This window comes from Tolypothrix bouteillei VB521301 (assembly GCF_000760695.4).
Taxonomy (GTDB): Bacteria; Cyanobacteriota; Cyanobacteriia; order Cyanobacteriales; family Nostocaceae; genus Scytonema; species Scytonema bouteillei_A.
This window is the reverse complement of the sequence record NZ_JHEG04000001.1, coordinates 5,646,461-5,663,392: the sequence shown is the minus strand read 5'-3', so window position 1 is coordinate 5,663,392 and position 16,932 is coordinate 5,646,461. Positions and strand designations below refer to the sequence as shown.

General features: G+C 42.0%; 8 protein-coding genes. 5 read left to right on the top strand and 3 right to left on the bottom strand.

Annotated elements, in window-relative coordinates; all coding sequences use genetic code 11:
• Positions 1-7 precede the first annotated feature (7 nt).
• Entirely contained in the window at positions 8-2,608 is a 2,601-nt protein-coding gene (locus HC643_RS22815; protein ID WP_038071845.1) for a chloride channel protein, read from the top strand.
• A 47-nt stretch (positions 2,609-2,655) separates the two neighbouring features.
• Here the strand turns inward: HC643_RS22815 and HC643_RS22810 are convergent, their stop codons facing one another.
• Positions 2,656-2,955, bottom strand: a complete 300-nt coding sequence (locus tag HC643_RS22810; RefSeq protein ID WP_038071924.1) for a WGxxGxxG family protein — start codon at positions 2,953-2,955, stop codon at positions 2,656-2,658.
• A gap of 415 nt (positions 2,956-3,370) precedes the next feature.
• Between HC643_RS22810 and HC643_RS22805 the strand changes: the two genes are divergently transcribed.
• Both HC643_RS22805 and HC643_RS22800 read left to right on the top strand, forming a co-directional pair.
• Positions 3,371-3,889 (top strand): COP23 domain-containing protein, encoded by a 519-nt coding sequence (locus tag HC643_RS22805; protein ID WP_038071847.1) that lies wholly within the window; start codon positions 3,371-3,373, stop codon positions 3,887-3,889.
• Positions 3,890-4,007: 118 nt separating this feature from the next.
• Positions 4,008-7,265, top strand: a complete 3,258-nt coding sequence (locus tag HC643_RS22800) for a serine protease (RefSeq protein WP_038071848.1) — start codon at positions 4,008-4,010, stop codon at positions 7,263-7,265.
• Positions 7,266-7,300: 35 nt separating this feature from the next.
• Here the strand turns inward: HC643_RS22800 and HC643_RS22795 are convergent, their stop codons facing one another.
• Positions 7,301-9,313 carry a serine/threonine-protein kinase gene (locus tag HC643_RS22795; protein ID WP_038071850.1) on the bottom strand — a complete coding sequence of 671 codons (2,013 nt, stop codon included), beginning with the start codon at positions 9,311-9,313 and terminating at the stop codon, positions 7,301-7,303.
• An 870-nt stretch (positions 9,314-10,183) separates the two neighbouring features.
• Here HC643_RS22795 and HC643_RS22790 point away from each other — a divergent pair.
• Positions 10,184-11,659 carry a PPC domain-containing protein gene (locus tag HC643_RS22790; RefSeq protein WP_237265929.1) on the top strand — a complete coding sequence of 492 codons (1,476 nt, stop codon included), beginning with the start codon at positions 10,184-10,186 and terminating at the stop codon, positions 11,657-11,659.
• A 261-nt stretch (positions 11,660-11,920) separates the two neighbouring features.
• Here HC643_RS22790 and HC643_RS22785 read toward each other — a convergent pair whose 3' ends face one another.
• Positions 11,921-12,937: a tetratricopeptide repeat protein gene (locus HC643_RS22785; protein WP_038071851.1), complete on the bottom strand. Its 1,017-nt coding sequence runs from the start codon at positions 12,935-12,937 to the stop codon at positions 11,921-11,923.
• A 538-nt stretch (positions 12,938-13,475) separates the two neighbouring features.
• On the opposite strand from HC643_RS22785, the gene HC643_RS22780 reads away from it, so the two are divergent.
• Positions 13,476-16,871, top strand: coding sequence for an amino acid permease (locus tag HC643_RS22780; protein WP_050045272.1), 3,396 nt, complete (start codon positions 13,476-13,478; stop codon positions 16,869-16,871).
• Positions 16,872-16,932: the final 61 nt, after the last annotated feature.

Here is a 16,932-nt window from a genome sequence, read left to right as displayed (position 1 = left end):
AATTTTTATGTCGCCTCCTTTACTTACTAAATCCTTCCGTGCTATTTGGCAGCCAAGAAGAGGTTTAGCAATTGCAGAAGCGTCAGTTATTGGTTTTGTTGCAGCTTTATCCGCAGTCTTTTTTAAAGTGGGATCGGGATGGTTGGGTACTTGGAGAGTTCACAGTTCCCATATTCTTCCCGCTTGGTTGGTCTTACCTGCGATTGGTGCATCTTTTGGATATCTTGCTGGGTTACTGGTAGAAAGATTTGCGCCTGAAGCATCAGGAGGTGGTATTCCTCAAGTCAAAGCGTCTCTTGCCAACGTCCCGATAAGATTATCGTGGCGTGTTGCTGCGGTAAAGTTGATCAGTGCAACCATTGCTTTAGGGTCGGGTTTAACTCTCGGACGCCAAGGTCCTACCGTTCATGTTGGGGCGGCTTTAGCTGCAGGGATGAGCCGATGGGTTCCGACTTCTCCAGATCATCGACGACAAATGATAGCAGCTGGTGCTGGTGCGGGATTGGCAGCAGCTTTTAATGCTCCAATTGCAGGTGTATTGTTTATCGTAGAGGAATTACTACAAGATTTATCGGGACTCACTTTAGGAACAGCTATTATTGCTTCGTTTATTGGTGGGGTCGTCTCGCGGTTGTTGGGTGGTCGAAGTTTGGAACTCAGTCTGGAGTTGGCTAAATCTTCGAGCAGTTTCTCTTTACCAGAAATCCCTTTTTACTTGCTTTTAGGCATTTTAGCAGGCTTGTTTGCTGGTTTATTTAATCGAGGGCTGATTGCAAGTGTCGGAGTATACCGCCAACTGCATGTTAGTTTACCCTTGAAAGTCGCTTTAGCTGGTTTGATATCAGGTGCAGTCGTTGCGATGCTACCCCTACCTTTCCGGAATAATACTGGATTGCGGGAGTTCGTCATTACGGGTGGTGTCGATCCTCTGATGGCAGTGCTGGCTTTTGTAGCTCAATTTATCTTAACCTTAGTTGCATTTGGCTCGGGCGCACCTGGAGGATTGTTTGCGCCGAGTCTGATTTTAGGTTCTTGTTTGGGCTACATCATTGGTGTTTGTCAGTCATACCTTTTAGCAAGAGGCGACGCTACAACTTACGCACTTGCAGGAATGGGAGCATTTTTTAGTGCTGTCTCAAAAGTACCAATCACAGCAATTGTGATTGTGTTTGAAATGACAACGGATTTTAATTTAGTTCTTCCGTTAATGATTGGTTCGGTGACTTCTTACCTAGTGGCTGAAAAAATTTTGCCCGGATCGTTATACGATCGGCTTTTACAGCTAAACGGTATCAATATCCAAAAACCGGCTCCTGTTGAGGAAGTTTTAACAAAACTGACAGCAAGAGACGTGATGCAACAACGGGTAGAAACTCTTGAAGCAGAAATGACACTAGAGGAGGTCACAGAGATTTTTTCCCGTTCTCACCATCGAGGTTTTCCAGTGGTGGAAAACAGCAAACTGGTGGGTATTATTACGCAAGGCGATTTGCAGAAAATGCGGGATAAGCCGAAGGATTCACTTTTAAAGGAAATTATGACAGGCGAACCTTTAACGGTGAGTCCCATTCACAACCTCAGTAATGTACTGTATCTGCTAAACCGCTATCAAATCAGTCGTTTACCTGTTGTTGAAGGACGCAGACTCATTGGTATCATTACCCGTGCTGACATTATTCGCGCAGAAGCAAACCATCTCAATGTCGAAAATAAGCAGTCGGGACCGCGATTGGAACCTTCCTATATTGTGTACCAGACGCGATCGCCCAGTACTGGTAGAGGTCGGTTATTAGTTCCAATTGCCAATCCAGAAACCGCCGGTACCCTCTTGGAAATGGCAGCCGCCATAGCAAGCGATCGCCATTATGAAATAGAATGCGTACAAGTCATGCTGGTTTCCCGTCACAGTTCTACCGCCGAAACACCCGTAAAGACAACAAAAAGCCGACGCCTTCTGCGGCTAGCAGAAGCTATGGGGAAAAAACGCAAAATTCCCATACATACCCAAATCCGGGTTGCTCACGATACCGCCCATGCAATTCTAGAGACAATTAAAGAAAGGCATATCGACCTAATCCTAATGGGGTGGAAGGGTAATACTTCCACCCCAGGTCGTATTTTTGGGAATGTTGTAGATACTATTGTTCGCCAAGCACCCTGCGAAGTTATGGTAGTGAAATTGGGACTTCTCCCTGTCCCCACACCCTTTAATCGTTGGTTAGTTCCAATGGCGGGCGGTCCTAACGCGTGGGTGGCGATTAAATTGTTACCTGCTCTAGTCACATTGGGGAACGATCCAAAAATTCGTCTGACACGAGTGTTTAAGCCATCGGAAGAAGCACCTGATATGACAGTTTTAGAAGAAGCTATCCGCCAACTTATACGTCGGCGCAAATTAGCCAGTACCGTAATTGCTACTCCAGTTAAATCTGAATCCGTTTCTGAAGGAGTTATTAGCTTAGTAAAAAAGGAACATTATGACGTTGTTGTTTTAGGTGCTTCTCGAGAAGGAATGCTACAACATGCTCTAAATGGCAATATTCCAGAAGCGATCGCTTCAGGTGTTGATGTTACAGTGATTTTGGTAAGGGGAGCACTCACCCATTAAGAAAGTTTTTTAGCTCCCACTCTCTACCTTAGGTGCTGTGACTGATTTTAGTATCTAGTGCGATCGCTAGAAGTACCAACAACATCACGATTTGTGTAACCTACAGTCTCTTCATTATGTTTGCGGTTGCGGCGACCGAAAAGACCAAACAAACCAAGCAAGCCCAGTAAACCCCAATCGCTATCTTGGTAATTTCCATCAGTGACAGGTCGGTCTGTAGAGGTACTTGTAGCAGTTCCATCAGGAGTTGTGGTTGTTTGAGCAGAAGCACTCAGAACTGAAGGTAAGGTAGCTAAACTGATAGCAAGAGCACTCAGTCCTAACAATTGAGAGAGTTTGCGGTTCACGTTTAATTCCTCAGTTTGATTTTTCAATGCAACACGTCCAGCTTATTGAGTTTTTTTGTAACCTAAATCAATCTCTAGCCGGAAACCTTTCTCTACTTGAAGTTGCATCTGTCAAAAAGAAGTTTCTCTATTTGGAATTACGACTTTTGGAATCTTAAAAAACGAATTTTATAACACTTCAGTTTCCCATAAGTTCTTGGTATAATCTTGGATTCTTTTTTAAATGTTATGTATTATTTTCAACTGGTTTATATGTATTAAAAATCACAATTCTCTTTTTGAGAAAATGAAGTATTAGAATGGTAGTACGGTATAATATAAACTAGTTTTTTTATTTCCATTTGAACTTAGGGTTTCTCTGTGTACATAACGTAGTTAAGATCACTTCTGAAAAACCAGGAAGCATAGTATCACTATGAAAGCTAAAATGTTTGCCAATATGCTAGCTGCTAGTGCTATAGCACTCAGTAGCATTGCAACAATGGCTCGACCTATCCATGCTCAAACGACAACGTATTTTTGTGCGCCTAATAAAGATGGCGTTCCTACCACGTATGCCAGAACGATAACAGGGAAAAAAGTTGCACTTATTAGCTGGAAGAGAACGTGGAGCAACACATATTCCGCTAAAGCTCGTTGTGAGTTAGTTTCCGCTCGGTTTCAAAATGCCTCTCAAGATGGTGTACTGAATTATCTCACAATTGGATATATGAATGGTCAACAAGTTTTGTGTGCTGCTAGCCGATATGGAGATACCTGCAGTTACTTACTACTGACCTTAAGACCAGAGGACAATCCCAGCCTAGTTATTGAAAATCTCAGACAAATGGGGTACACGGCTAGTGGTCCAATCGTGCAATCAGGGGTTGTGTCTCCCGATGTTTACGTTGATGTGAATCGGATCTTACGGGAAAAAACGGCTGATGTTGAGTAAATTATTTTTGTTTATTAATATTTTTGCGTAGTTCCCAACAAGGAAATGGGGAAATCGCATAGAAAAACCGAAAACCCTATTTCCCCTAAATTTGTATGAGAGAGACGAGACTGGAATTATGGGATACGAGCAAATAAATCATCGTTTTCTGGCTTTCAGCATCTGGATAAGTGCATTGTTGATGCTGTCAGTACAAGGTTGCTACCTAAATATTTATACTCCCGCAGCTTTTGCCTTACAGCAATCTTCTAAATTGTCCTCGGAGCAACTGCAAAAGCTTGCTCAAGCCATCACAGTTGGTATTGTCTCTGGAGAACGAGGTGGTTCTGGCATTATTCTTCAGAAAGAAGGGGATCTGTACACAGTTTTAACCAGTCAGCACGTTGTAGACGTGGGGAAAGCTCATGTTATTTATACCAATGATGGTCAAAGCTACCGAGCTGAGTTGGTGAAAGGGATAGATTACAATCATCAGGATTTAGTTTTATTACAGTTCCGTGCGAACAAACAGTATATAGTAGCTCCTATAGGCAATTCACTGACTTTGAAAGAAGGAGATGAAGTATTCTCCGCCGGTTTTCCTTTTGAAAGCAATTCGTTTGTAGCAAAACAGTTAGTGTTCAGAATGGGACGGGTCTCTCTGCTTTTGGGACGTCCTTTGAAAGGAGGTTACCGAGTTGGGTATACCAACGAAGTTGACAAGGGTATGAGTGGAGGACCGATGCTTGATAGTGCGGGTAAAGTTATTGGTATCAATGGTATCCACGCTCAACCTTTATGGGGCGATCCTTACGTGTATGAAGATGGCTCTCAGCCCAATGATGCTTTACGCGATCGCATGAGAAAATCGAGTTGGGGAGTGCCAATTGAGACACTTGCTAGACTAGAACCACCCATAATTCCACCAGAGGTTTTGCAAGCTCAACCATTAGCTGCGAGAGAAATAACCAAACCCATCCCACCTGCTGCAAGTTTAGTTGACAATATTGCTAAAGAAATTACAGTGCAGATCGCTTGGGAAAACAGTCACGGCTCGGGAGTGATAGCAGCAAAAGAAGGTAATAAATACTACGTTCTTACAGCAGGTCACGTGGTGCGTGGTAGGAACGAATTAAAAGTTGTCACTCACGATGGAAAGCAATACTCTGTGGACACGACCACAGTAAAAACTTGGCCGGGAACAGATCTAGCTTTGTTACAATTTATTAGTAATAACACTTACCAAGTGGGTGTTTTGGGAAACTACGACTTGGGCAATGAGGACAGAGTTGTTTTTGTCTCGGGGACACCCGTATCATCACAGAGTGCAGAACCACCAACCCGTCAGTTTAATGCAGGATTGCTGTACGGAGGGGGAATCGATCGCGTTAAGGATGCTCGTTCTTTTGCTTTTGGGTATGATTTAGTTTATACCAATTCCACTGCCAAAGGCATGAGTGGTAGCCCGGTGTTGGACAGCTTGGGACGAGTTATTGGCATTCATACAGCAGCCGAAGGCGAACCAACTTTAATTAAACAGAAAACAGGTGAAGAACGGGAAATCCAGTTGGGATACAGTTTGGGTGTACCGATCCGCACGTTTCTAGCATTAGTGCAACAAGACAAAAAACAAATTTACTTTAAAATACAAACTTCCCTACCACCGCGATTGAGCGCTCCACAATTAGATGAAATCATTACATCTGCTTTCAATATAGAACCACCAGGAACTGTAGCAGATGAATTTGATTGGCTCAGTTATGGGAACAAACTACTGCGATTGCAAAAATACGAAAAAGCAGCAGACGCTTTTGATAAAGCAATACGTACCAAGCCAAACTTTTATCAAGCCTGGTATGCAAAGGGAAGGGCGCAACGGTTGCAACGGAAATACAAAGAAGCATTGGTATCTTTCAATCAAGCCACCTCATACAATTCCACATACGATCCTGCATGGCGGGAACTCGGAGATACCCTTTTTGCTTTAAATCGATACGAAGAAGCACGTCAAGCTTTAGAAAAAGTGGTTGAACTCAAGCCAGATGAGTTTATGGCTTATCGGGGGCTGTGCAGTGTTTTAGCTGAATTGGGAAATTACGCACAAGCTATTAAAGCGTGCGATCGCGCTATCAAAATTAATCCCCAACCGTTGCAGTACATTCTTCGAGGTGAAATCCATAGAAATATGGGAGATACTCAAGAAGCAATTAAGGATTTCGACACGGCTTTGAACCTTCAGCCCGATAACCCCTTTGCATACAGACAGCAAGGTGTCGCTAGGTCTCAAGAAGGAAATTATCAAGGAGCGCTTGCAGATTTAAATAAAGCGATAAGTCTTCAATCTGATAATGCTTATGCTTATGTAGAGCGAGGCGTTGTCTACGCTCAAATGGGCAATCGATTGGCGTTTGTGGAAGATTTTAACAAAGCTCTGCACCTTGAACCTGACTCTGCTTCTATCTACAGCAAAAGAGGTCTTGCTCGCTATTATCTCCAAGATTTTAAGGGAGCTATTGAAGATTACACGACAGCGATTGGTTTCGCTCCAGAATCAGCTTATATCTATTACAAAAAGCTCGGTGATGTCAGAACGGCACAGAAAGATTTTGCAGCCGCTGGCGAAAATTATACCGAAGCAATACGCCTGCAACCAAACTATACTCCTGCATATGTTGGGCGGGGAATTGTTCGTGCTAGAGTCGGAAACCAGCAGGGAATGTTGGAGGACTTTAACCAAGCTTTGAGCCAGCAGCCTGATAATGCTTGGTTGTACAGCTACCGGGGAGATGCTAGGTTTATTGTGAAAGATTTCCAAGGAGGAATGGAGGACTATCAAAAGGCGATCGCAATGTTCCCCCAGCTTGGGTATCTGTATTACACTTTACGGGGTAATGCCCGACAAGAACAGAAAGACTACAAAGGAGCGATCGCAGATTATAATGAAGCGCTTCGTCTAAAGCCAAACTTTGCCCTAGCTTACAACAACCGGGGACTCGCACGTGTTGCTTGGGATGAAAAGGACGCAATTTCATCGGTTCCATCGGGGTTGTACATTAATCCAAAAGAGCCAGTGGAAACGAACAAAGATTACGAGCGGGCGATTAATGATTTCACAGAAGCAATTCACCACAAGCCTGATTTTGCCCTAGCTTACAATAACCGAGGTTTTGCCCGTTATATTCAGAAAGATTACGAAGGAGCACTCGCTGATTACAACCAGGCAATCCGGCTCCATCCTAAAAATGCTTTACTTTATATCAGCCGTGCTTTTGTGCGTTACGCCCGGAAAGATGATAAGGGAGCAATTGAGGATTTCAACCAAGCGGTCCGTTTGAAGCCAGAATTAGTTGAAGCTTACAAAAACCAAGGTTTTGCTCGTCCTTTGCAAAAAAATTAACATCATCAGAAACCGATAATATCTGCGTTTGTCTCCTACGAGCTGTGGTTAAATGTGACATCCCAAATATTAATACTGCCATCAGCACTACCACTAATGAGAGTTTTGCGATCGGGGCTAAAGGCGACAGAGGTGACCTCTTTAGAGGGATTCTTAAATGTGCGAATCTCTCTTTTTGTTTTTATATCCCATAGTTTGATGGTGTTGTCGCTACTACCGCTAGCAAGGGTTTCGCCATCTGAAGAAAAAGCCACAGAATTGACTGAATATTTATGCCCTTTAAAAGTATAAATTTCTTCACCAGTACTTAAGTTCCATAGCTTAATGGTGTCATCAGCGCTGCTAGTTGCAAGAATTCCACCGAATTCGTTAAGGTTGGGAGAAATTGGACTGATAGCAACAGACCGCACGGGTTCGGAATGCCCTCTGAGAGTTCTGATAACTTGTTGGGTTTGAAGATTCCATAGTTTTACAGTACAATCTTCACTACCACTAGCAAGAGTTTGCCCGTCGAAAGTAAAAGCAAGGGATTTAACCGGGCTAAAATGTTCTTTGAGTGTTGCAATTTCCTCTCCCGTTGCTAGTTTCCATAGTTTTATAGTGCCATCAAAACTTCCACTAGCGAGGATTTTACTATCCGGACTGATAGTGACAACTTCGACAGAACTGGAATGACCGTAGAGGGTACGAATTTCTTTTTTAGTAAATGGGTTCCACAGCTTGATAGTGTTGTTACCATTGCCACTTGCGACAATCTGACCATCAGGACTGATAGCAACGGAATGAACTGAGCCAGCATTACCTTCTAATGTGGCGATTTCCGTTTTCGTGACTAAATTCCATAGTTTTACTGTTGTGTCAAAACTACTACTCGCGAGCATGGCACTCTTGGAAGTGCTACTGACAGCGACAGAGGTGACTAAGTTAGAATGACCGTTAAGGGTTTTAAGTGGGGAAGACTGACTTTCTGCTAAAGGATTGAGAAGTGAGGAATCTTTCATATACCAAATTCCTCCAAACCCTAAAAATAGAATGGTAGTACTCAGTAAAAGACCTCTTTGCAGTAGGAAGCTTTGTGATGATTGTGGCGTAACTAATGAATAAGACGATAAATCTTGTAAAACTTCATTTGCTGATTGATAGCGTTCTCTAATCGCTTTCTTCAAAAGTTTATCAATAACCTTACCCAAACCGTTACTAATTGGGCTTTTCAGATATTGTCGCCAAGAAGTCATCCAACTATAACCATTTTCGGTCCATAAAGTAGCAGGTGACACTCCAGTCATTAAGTGAAAACAGGTAGCACCTAAACTAAATAAATCACTTGCAGGATGAGCTTCTCCATCTTGCATTTGTTCTAGAGGGCTGTAACCTCGAGTCCCAATCGTCGTTCCCGGTTTTGTCTTTACAGTTTCGCTAAGTTGTTTTGAAGCACCAAAATCAATCAGTACGAGTTCACCTTCTATCGTCCCTAAGAGGGATGACAAATTTTTCCTCTTCTGTAGGTTAGTGGGAGAAAAGGGCGATCGCCGCATAATATTTTGTGGCTTAATATCTCGATGGATCACCCCGTGTTCGTGGATAAACTGAAGAACAGGCAGCAAATTAAGCAATAGTTTGCGAATGGCTATTTCACCATAAGCTCCCCTTTGTTGCAATTCCCTCAGCAAATTTTGTCCATCAATAAATTCCTGTACCAAATATAGATAGTGCGCCTCCTCAAAGTATGCCAGCAAGGTAGGAATTTGCTGGTGTTTACCTAGTTCCTGAAGGCGCTGTGCTTCTTGTTGAAACGATTCAATCGCTTTCTTAATAGCCCACGTTCCCTGGACTTTTGGTGCCAACTGCTTAACAACACAGCGCTCGTTAAGTTTGTCTACATCTTCCGCTAAATAAGTTTTACCAAATCCGCCCTCATCGGAAAGGACATTGGTAACGCGATAATGACCTCGAAGAAGTGGTACCAGTGGCGTGCCGCAACTCTGGCAATAATTTATCCCATCAGGATTGAGAGGATTCGGGCAATCAGGGTTCAGGCAGCAGAGCATCGTCTAACAAGGTGACTGTGCTGCAATCTATGATATTACATAGCTCAATTTTCTTGACTGAATTCACGTTTTCAAAAAGCGATTGGCAATTGCAGATCGGAGGTCGGTGATGGTTTGCCACTTCTAGTGTCCCTATTTTCAAAAAATGGAACATAACGGTTAACTATAGAATGAGATTTTAAGCTTTCTATTCATGTTATGCTACGTCTGCTGCCAAAAGCATCCGGGCATCTTCGTTGCTTCATCAGTGTCAGTGGCAAGCTGCTACTGGTAAAATTACCTAGTATTGTGCGATGAGCCAACACTTGAGAGAATAAGAATATTTTTTTACGCGGGTGCTGTGCCCTATTGAGTCACGTCTTATCGATCTGTATCAACAGCACACACTCAATTGTGTTGTTGAAATTTCTGATACAACCTTGGTAACAGATCTCGATTGAAAAAAATGGTTATGCAGATATGGGTATCTCCGCTTTTGAGAGCGGAGATCTTGAGTGGAGTGCGCGTGTTTGCATTTTGATTGCCCGAAAATGGTAATTCTCAAGAACAAATTCATGAAAACATCACGAGTGTTATCATAGAGAAATTAAGAAGTATAGGTTTTGAGGAGAAAGTTAAAGCGATCGCAATCTATTCAAGATAAATTTCCTAATTTTTCTCGATTTCTAACTGATTTTTAAGATTTTAATCTAATGTCTTATATTTGACAAGAAAGATGAAATATTTTATACAAAAATATAATGATAATTGTAGCTTTCTTGACATAATTTTCACAATCAAATCTAATCGGTTTATTTCTAAAGAACGATTTGGAGAATTTTCTTATTGAATCATAATCATATACCTTCACTCTCTAGGAGCAGTGCGATTATGTCAGGACGAAATAACAACAGGTATACAAATAGAGCCAACTTCATTCTAAGTTGCTGTATAAGTAGTAGCTTGCTGGTATCCGCATATATTATGCCTGTAGAAGCTTTCAGAACTGCTCAGCAAACCAAACCCTACACAATTGCTAAACTACCAGACGAAAGAGAACAAGAAGCGGTAGGTAAACTCGTTGAGCAAGTAGATACTCCCCAAATACCAGCGAATCCAACCACTCCAAAACAAACCATTGAATCGCCGCTACCACCAAAACCTTTGCAAAGCATAACTCCAAGTGCTAGCGAAGCAAGCTCTGCTCCCAAGCCCCAAGCCCAAGTAGAGACAACCCCAAGTACAAGCACGGCGACTGCGCCTGCTCCCAAGCCCCAAGCTCAAGTAGAGACAACCCCAAGTACAAACACAGCCACAGCACCCGCACCCAAACCCAAGCCACAGACTGCCAACACAGCCACAGCACCCGCGCCCAAACCCAAGCCACAGACTGCCAACACAGCCACAGCACCCGCACCCAAACCCAAGCCACAGACTGCCAACACAGCCACAGCACCCGCACCCAGACCCAAGCCACAAGTAGAGACAATTTCCAATACGAGGACAGCAACTGCGCCCGCACAAAATACTATTCCACAACAAGGAGGGCGTACTCCAAGCGCTAATACACCAAATATTCCCACTCCAAATCCTCAGTTAAGAGTTGAGCGTACTGCTGCGGTCGGTTCAAAACAGCCTAATAGACAAAGCACAGAAAATTCACCAATTAATTTATCCAATGGAATCGCTTTTAAAGAGATTAATTTTGTAGATTTTGCACTCGGTATTCTGGCTCCTGGTGATTATCAATACAAAGGCAGGCATTACCATTTTTATCAGTTTGACGGACAAGAAAACCAATATATTCAAATCAGGTTAACCGGTAGCGCAGATAACCGCCGCACCAATAACTTAGCTCTAGAGCCATTTGTTCTTCTACTCGATCCCGATAATAACGTGCTTGTTAGTAGGGGAACTACACAAAAAAATAAAGATGCATACATATTTGCACGATTGCCTGTAGCGGGTAGGTATACGATTGCTGTCACAAGCCGAGATGCTAAGGATGTAGGGCGCTATAGTTTAGCTCTCAGAAACGACACATCCGGCTATCTTTTAGATGAAGCCGCCAAATTAGATGAAAGTTTAACTTTGAAAAAAAATAGAAACTCTTATGATGTTTCTAAATTTCAAGGAAAAAGAGACCAACGCGTAAGTATACGTGTAGAGAGCGTTTATGAAGAGTTTGTGCCTTACGTGGTCTTAATGAATTCTAAAGGGCAAGTTGTTGCTTCCGATCTAGACAAAGATCGCAAGTACAGTGCTCTCATTGATAGAGCAAAGTTACCTGAGGATGGGACTTATTACGTTGTGGTGATTTCAGCCGTACCACAAGAAAACGGTAGATACAGATTAACAATGTGGTAAGTGGAGCCTTCCACGCCTTTTGCATAAACTTTTGTTATCTCTTGCACTCGTCCCAAAGATGCTAAGTACCCGTGCAAAATTAACTTTATATCTACTTTGCCTGAAACACTTGTGCAATTATGACTCAAGCTTCAAAAGATATATAAACAATTTTGCCTGACTACTTAAGAGAAGCTTTGTGACGAGTGCGCCTTTGTAGAGGTTGCGTGAGATTTGAAGAAAGTTTTGCTGTTTGCGATTCGCGACATCACTTTACAAGTTTTAAAGCATTTGCTCCACCAAGGAAATATCCAAGGTTTGTTTGGTTTTTAAACTCTGTTGATTGTACTCTCTTGCCGTTTCTTCATCTCCCAAACAAAGGTAAGCTTTTGATAAAGATTGCAAACAATTTGCTTCTACTTGGAGATAACCCATTTGAGATGCCATATCCAAGCATTCTGCATAAATATCCATTGCTTCCTCTATCAAATTCTCATTCAGATAAAAGTCTCCCAAACCTTTCAAACTTTGGATTTCTAATTTGCTAGCACCTATTTCTTGAGCAATTTCCCAACATTTCCAGTAGCAATCCCCTGCTTCTGACATGCAGCCTATAGCTTCATAATAAGTTGCTAAAGCGTATAAAGTATGCGCCTCCATAGAACGCAAACAAAGTTCTCGGGCAATAACCAAACGTCGCTCCGATAATTTTATAGCTTCAGCATATTGACTTGTAAAATAACAAGAAGATATCATTTGTTGAAGCAGTATTGCTTCGCTATGTTTTGCTCTTGTTTCTAACATAATTGTACGAGCAGGTGTGTAAAACTTGAGTGCTGCCGTAAAATTATCTTGGTGATATAAAGTGTCTCCTATCAGTGCGAGTGTATTCGCTTCTCCTGTGCGATCGCCTTGCTTCCTAAAAATTTCTAAAGCTTGCTCGTAGGACTGTTTCGCCTTGCAAAACTGCTTTGTTTCCAAGTAAACATTTCCCATAGCAAATTCTGTTGATACACTTTGTAAGGGAGTTTCAGCATATATACCTATTAACTCACGAACCAGTTTCATAAGTCGCGCCGAGCCTTCTGTCGCCAGTTCTACACACAGAATAGATGCGCTTTGTTGTGTCGTCTGTATCAAATCAAGTACAACGTTAACAAGATGGGCATCTATCAAATGTTGGTTGAGTTTTAGAATCTCTGTTTTTTCCCCATTAGAACAGTGTAGCAGTGTCTTAATCAGCTTGAGATAGCTGTGGTAAAGTTCTTGGTTTAGGTTTTGGATGGGAGATATTACCATATTCTTAATTACTTTTTTGTTATCTATACGTAAGATTTATATAAAATCAGTAAAATCACTTGGAGTTAAATTTTTCTTGTTAGAATTCTTACCGCTCCAATTTCAACCATATGTGGAAAAAATGAGTAACCTGTGAAGATAAGTGTGAAGATTTGTTAAGAACACAGTTGAAAAATCCGAGTTCTCAAACGGTAGAAAGAATTATCACTATCGTTTACGTAGGAATTATTGTGTTTTTTAATTAATTTATCCTGTGGAAGACCCCAATACCTATTATAAATAAGAATTAGAACCTGAAGACTGGAAACTAAGTAGAGATTTTATGCTTCGTTGACGTGTGGATTGGCAAACAGCGATCGCCCAAGGAAACCTAATAGGACACAAACTAAAAAATGCTTATAGAATATATTGCAAAATGGCCGGATATTTTATACCTGTCTAATTAACAGCTGAGAAAAGGGTAGATTTTACTCAAATACAGATACATTTATCTGTAAAGTAATTCCATTAATAACTCAATAATTCTAGCTAATAAAAAATGGTTAGTCATGATTATGTGAAGGGAAATAGAAATCATCGCTTGGTAATGAGCCTACCCCGCACTTTGAGTTATCTTGAAGCCTGTGGCTTTGGGTTAACGGGACACGTTGGATGGATTGGTACAGCACCAGTCATTCATGCAGCACTGGGAGCTAAAGCCATCTTAATTTGGGTTTTTGGCACAATCGTCTCTTTCTTACTGAACTTGCAGATACAAAGTTTAGGTAGACAGTGGTCAGATGTTGCTGGAGGAACACCAAATTACACAGCTAGGCTGCTCAATAAGTTTCCCTGCTTGGGTCTTTACGCAGCTTTAGCTTACTACTTTAGCTGGGCAGCAGCACCAGCATTGTTTTCCATTATCCTCACCAACCTAGTTAAAGTCAATTTTGAAACTCTAGGTATTCCTTGTCCGGAAACCTTACTCAAAATCGGATTTACGGTTATTTCATTTGTCGTAGCGTTCAGTGGCACTCGTACTTTAGCTGTCCTGCATTTATTTTTTGCAATCCCAGCGATTTTATTATTGCTTTTGTTTTCCATTCAGGGCGTGGTATGGTCAACTTTCTCCAGCACTGGTCCTAAGTTGCTGTTAGCTAATATATCGAGTCTGAGTGTTGGAGAATGGGCAAAGTGGTTTTTCTTAGCCAGTTATTCAATTTATGCTTGTGAAACCACTTCTTCTTTTGTTGCTGATAGCCGCGAGCCCAATAAAACTTTGAATTTCTTAACCATAGCGGCTTGGCTAATTGTGCCAGTTTTTCTAGGTGGTTCTTGGGTATTAATGTGTTCAAGTGTAAACCCAGAAATAGGTGACGATGCGTTCTTAAATCTGGTAGAAGCTTCTAAGCCTTTTTGGGGTCAACAAGCCTCATTTTTAGTGACCTTACTGATTACTTTCTCCTGTCTCCTACTTTGTGCTACAGCAGTTTCTAACTCTCCGAGGATTTTATATCAACTTGCCCTAGACGGACAGCTTTCTCCTATATTCACAGTAGTGTCTCCTCATGGTGTTCTGAGTCCCGCTCTTTTAGTTACCTTTTTACTGAGTTTGATCTGTCTGTATTTTGGAAATGTATCTCAGCTGGTTACGGTAGCAGCTACTTGTTATCTACTGTCGATTATGGGGCTACATTTGGGATTATGGCTGAGTCGAGGCAAACCGCAAGTCTTATGGCCTTGGTTGTCACTTGGTTTTTTTTTCATAGAAGCCTTAGTGTTAGTGGTGGGAGGTTTAGCTTGGAATTGGCAATATTTCTTAATAGGACTACTATTACCTATAGTTTTGATAGTTGGAGATGCACGGCTACGTCATCTAAAATTTGAGCTAACATACCCTAAATGGTGGACGAAGCATTACTCTACTCAAAGCAGTCACAATAACCAGGACTTTATTGTGCTACAGGTGATTGTCCTAGTATCATTAATTTGCGTGACTGTCACGAGCAGTTGGTTTGTGTGTACTTTGGCAGAAAAAGTTTCTCGCAATTGTTTTAATTCTTTACTAGCAATTGTACTGGTGACGCTTTCTTTTCTGGGAGTTGGGATCGCAGGCTGGACTACTTTACCGCAAATTACTGCCATTGATGAAGCACGCCAACAAGCCAAAAATTTATTTATTACTACTCTCAATACTGTTCCCGATACTGTTTTAGTTGTAGATGAAAACGGGACAATTCTTCAAATAAATGCAGCTGCGGAAGAACTTTTTCAAATGAGTGCCGAGCAGTTACTTGGGCAGAACTTAAATCAACTCCTAATCTACTATGAGGGTAAACCAGAGCAATGGCCTGCTAGAAGCGAACAAACCTTGAAAACCAAGCAAGGCTCGCGAATTGTGGAATCAACTGTTTCACAGCCATCTAATCGGCAACGACGGCAATATGTTGCGATCTTACGTGACATCAGTGAGCGAAAATTAGCCGAGACAGAATTGATTCAGTACCGTTGCCACCTCGAGCAGTTAGTAGCAGAGCGCACCGTTGAACTCATGAGGCTCAATCAGCAACTTCAACAAGACATCATGGAGCGTCAACGCACGCAAGAACAACTCTTACACAACAGTCTTCATGACGGGCTAACTGGCTTACCCAACCAAGCCTTCTTTATGGAGCGGGTGCAGTTAGCCTTAGAACGGAGCAAGCAGCAACAAGATTATTTATTTGCCGTACTCTTCTTAGATCTAGACCGCTTTAAGGTTATTAATGACAGCCTCGGACATTTACTGGGAAATCAACTTTTGATTGCCATTTCTCATAGGCTGAAGTCGGTTTTGCAAGCCGGAGATATGGTGGCCCGTTTTGGGGGTGACGAGTTCACAATCTTAATTGAAGAAATTGAAGATATTAACAGCGCTCTACGGGTAGCTGAAACAATTCAACAAGTTCTAGCTCTACCATTCCAATTGAATGAGAATAGAGTATTTACCAATGCCAGTATTGGCATCGCTATGAGTACGACCGATTACGAGCAAGCAGCGCACATATTACGTGATGCTGACGTGGCAATGTACTGTGCCAAAGCGCTGGGGAAAGCACGCTATGAAGTCTTTCATCCCAAAATGCACGAGGGTGCATCTTTGCTATTGCAGTTAGAAACTTCTCTGAGACACGCACTCCTGAAGCAAGAGGAATTTCGCCTTTACTACCAGCCAATTGTTTCACTCCTAACTGACAAAATTATAGGATTTGAAGCACTGATACGCTGGCATCATCCAGAACGAGGACTGATTTCCCCTGATGATTTTATTCCCCTAGCAGAAGAAACAGGAATGATTGTGAATATAGGGCAATGGGTGCTTTATGAAGCCTGTCACCAAATGCAAAGATGGCAACAACAATTTCCCAGTTTGCAACCCCTAACAATTAGCGTGAATTTTTCTGGTAAACAGATAGCGCAACCCCACATATTTAAACAGATTAAAGATATTTTGCAACAAACAGGGCTCGAGCCATCCAGTTTGAAGTTGGAGATTACTGAGAGCTTGCTGATGGATAATTTTGAATTGGCTAACACCTTGCTTTCCCAGTTAGCAGCTTTGAATGTCGAGTTGCACATGGATGATTTTGGGACGGGCTATTCATCCTTAAGTTACCTACACCGCCTACCAATCCAAACACTGAAGATTGACCGTTCTTTTGTCACCAATATAGGTAATCGGGGAGAAAATTTAGAAATTGTTCGCACTATCGTTGCCTTAGCTCATAATTTAAATATGTCTGTAACAGCAGAAGGTATAGAAACGCTAGAGCAATTAACACACCTCAAAGCATTACAATGCGATCGCGGACAAGGGTATTTCTTTTCTCCACCAATGGAAAGTGCATCAGTAGAATTACTGCTACGGTCGCATTTAGCACGTGGGAATTTTACACACCGCGTACTAAAAAAGTGACTTAGATTTTGGCTGGAATCAATTACTACAGTATCATCTTGATGAAGGCGTTTGCCTGTAA

Bases quoted from the DNA above. Each gene is read 5' to 3' on its own strand.
- HC643_RS22815 (WP_038071845.1), top strand. From the start codon at position 8: ATGTCGCCTCCTTTACTTACTAAATCCTTCCGTGCTATTTGGCAGCCA.
- HC643_RS22805 (WP_038071847.1), top strand. From the start codon at position 3,371: ATGAAAGCTAAAATGTTTGCCAATATGCTAGCTGCTAGTGCTATAGCA.
- HC643_RS22800 (WP_038071848.1), top strand. From the start codon at position 4,008: ATGGGATACGAGCAAATAAATCATCGTTTTCTGGCTTTCAGCATCTGG.
- HC643_RS22795 (WP_038071850.1), bottom strand. From the start codon at position 9,313: ATGCTCTGCTGCCTGAACCCTGATTGCCCGAATCCTCTCAATCCTGAT.
- HC643_RS22790 (WP_237265929.1), top strand. From the start codon at position 10,184: ATGTCAGGACGAAATAACAACAGGTATACAAATAGAGCCAACTTCATT.
- HC643_RS22785 (WP_038071851.1), bottom strand. From the start codon at position 12,937: ATGGTAATATCTCCCATCCAAAACCTAAACCAAGAACTTTACCACAGC.
- HC643_RS22780 (WP_050045272.1), top strand. From the start codon at position 13,476: ATGGTTAGTCATGATTATGTGAAGGGAAATAGAAATCATCGCTTGGTA.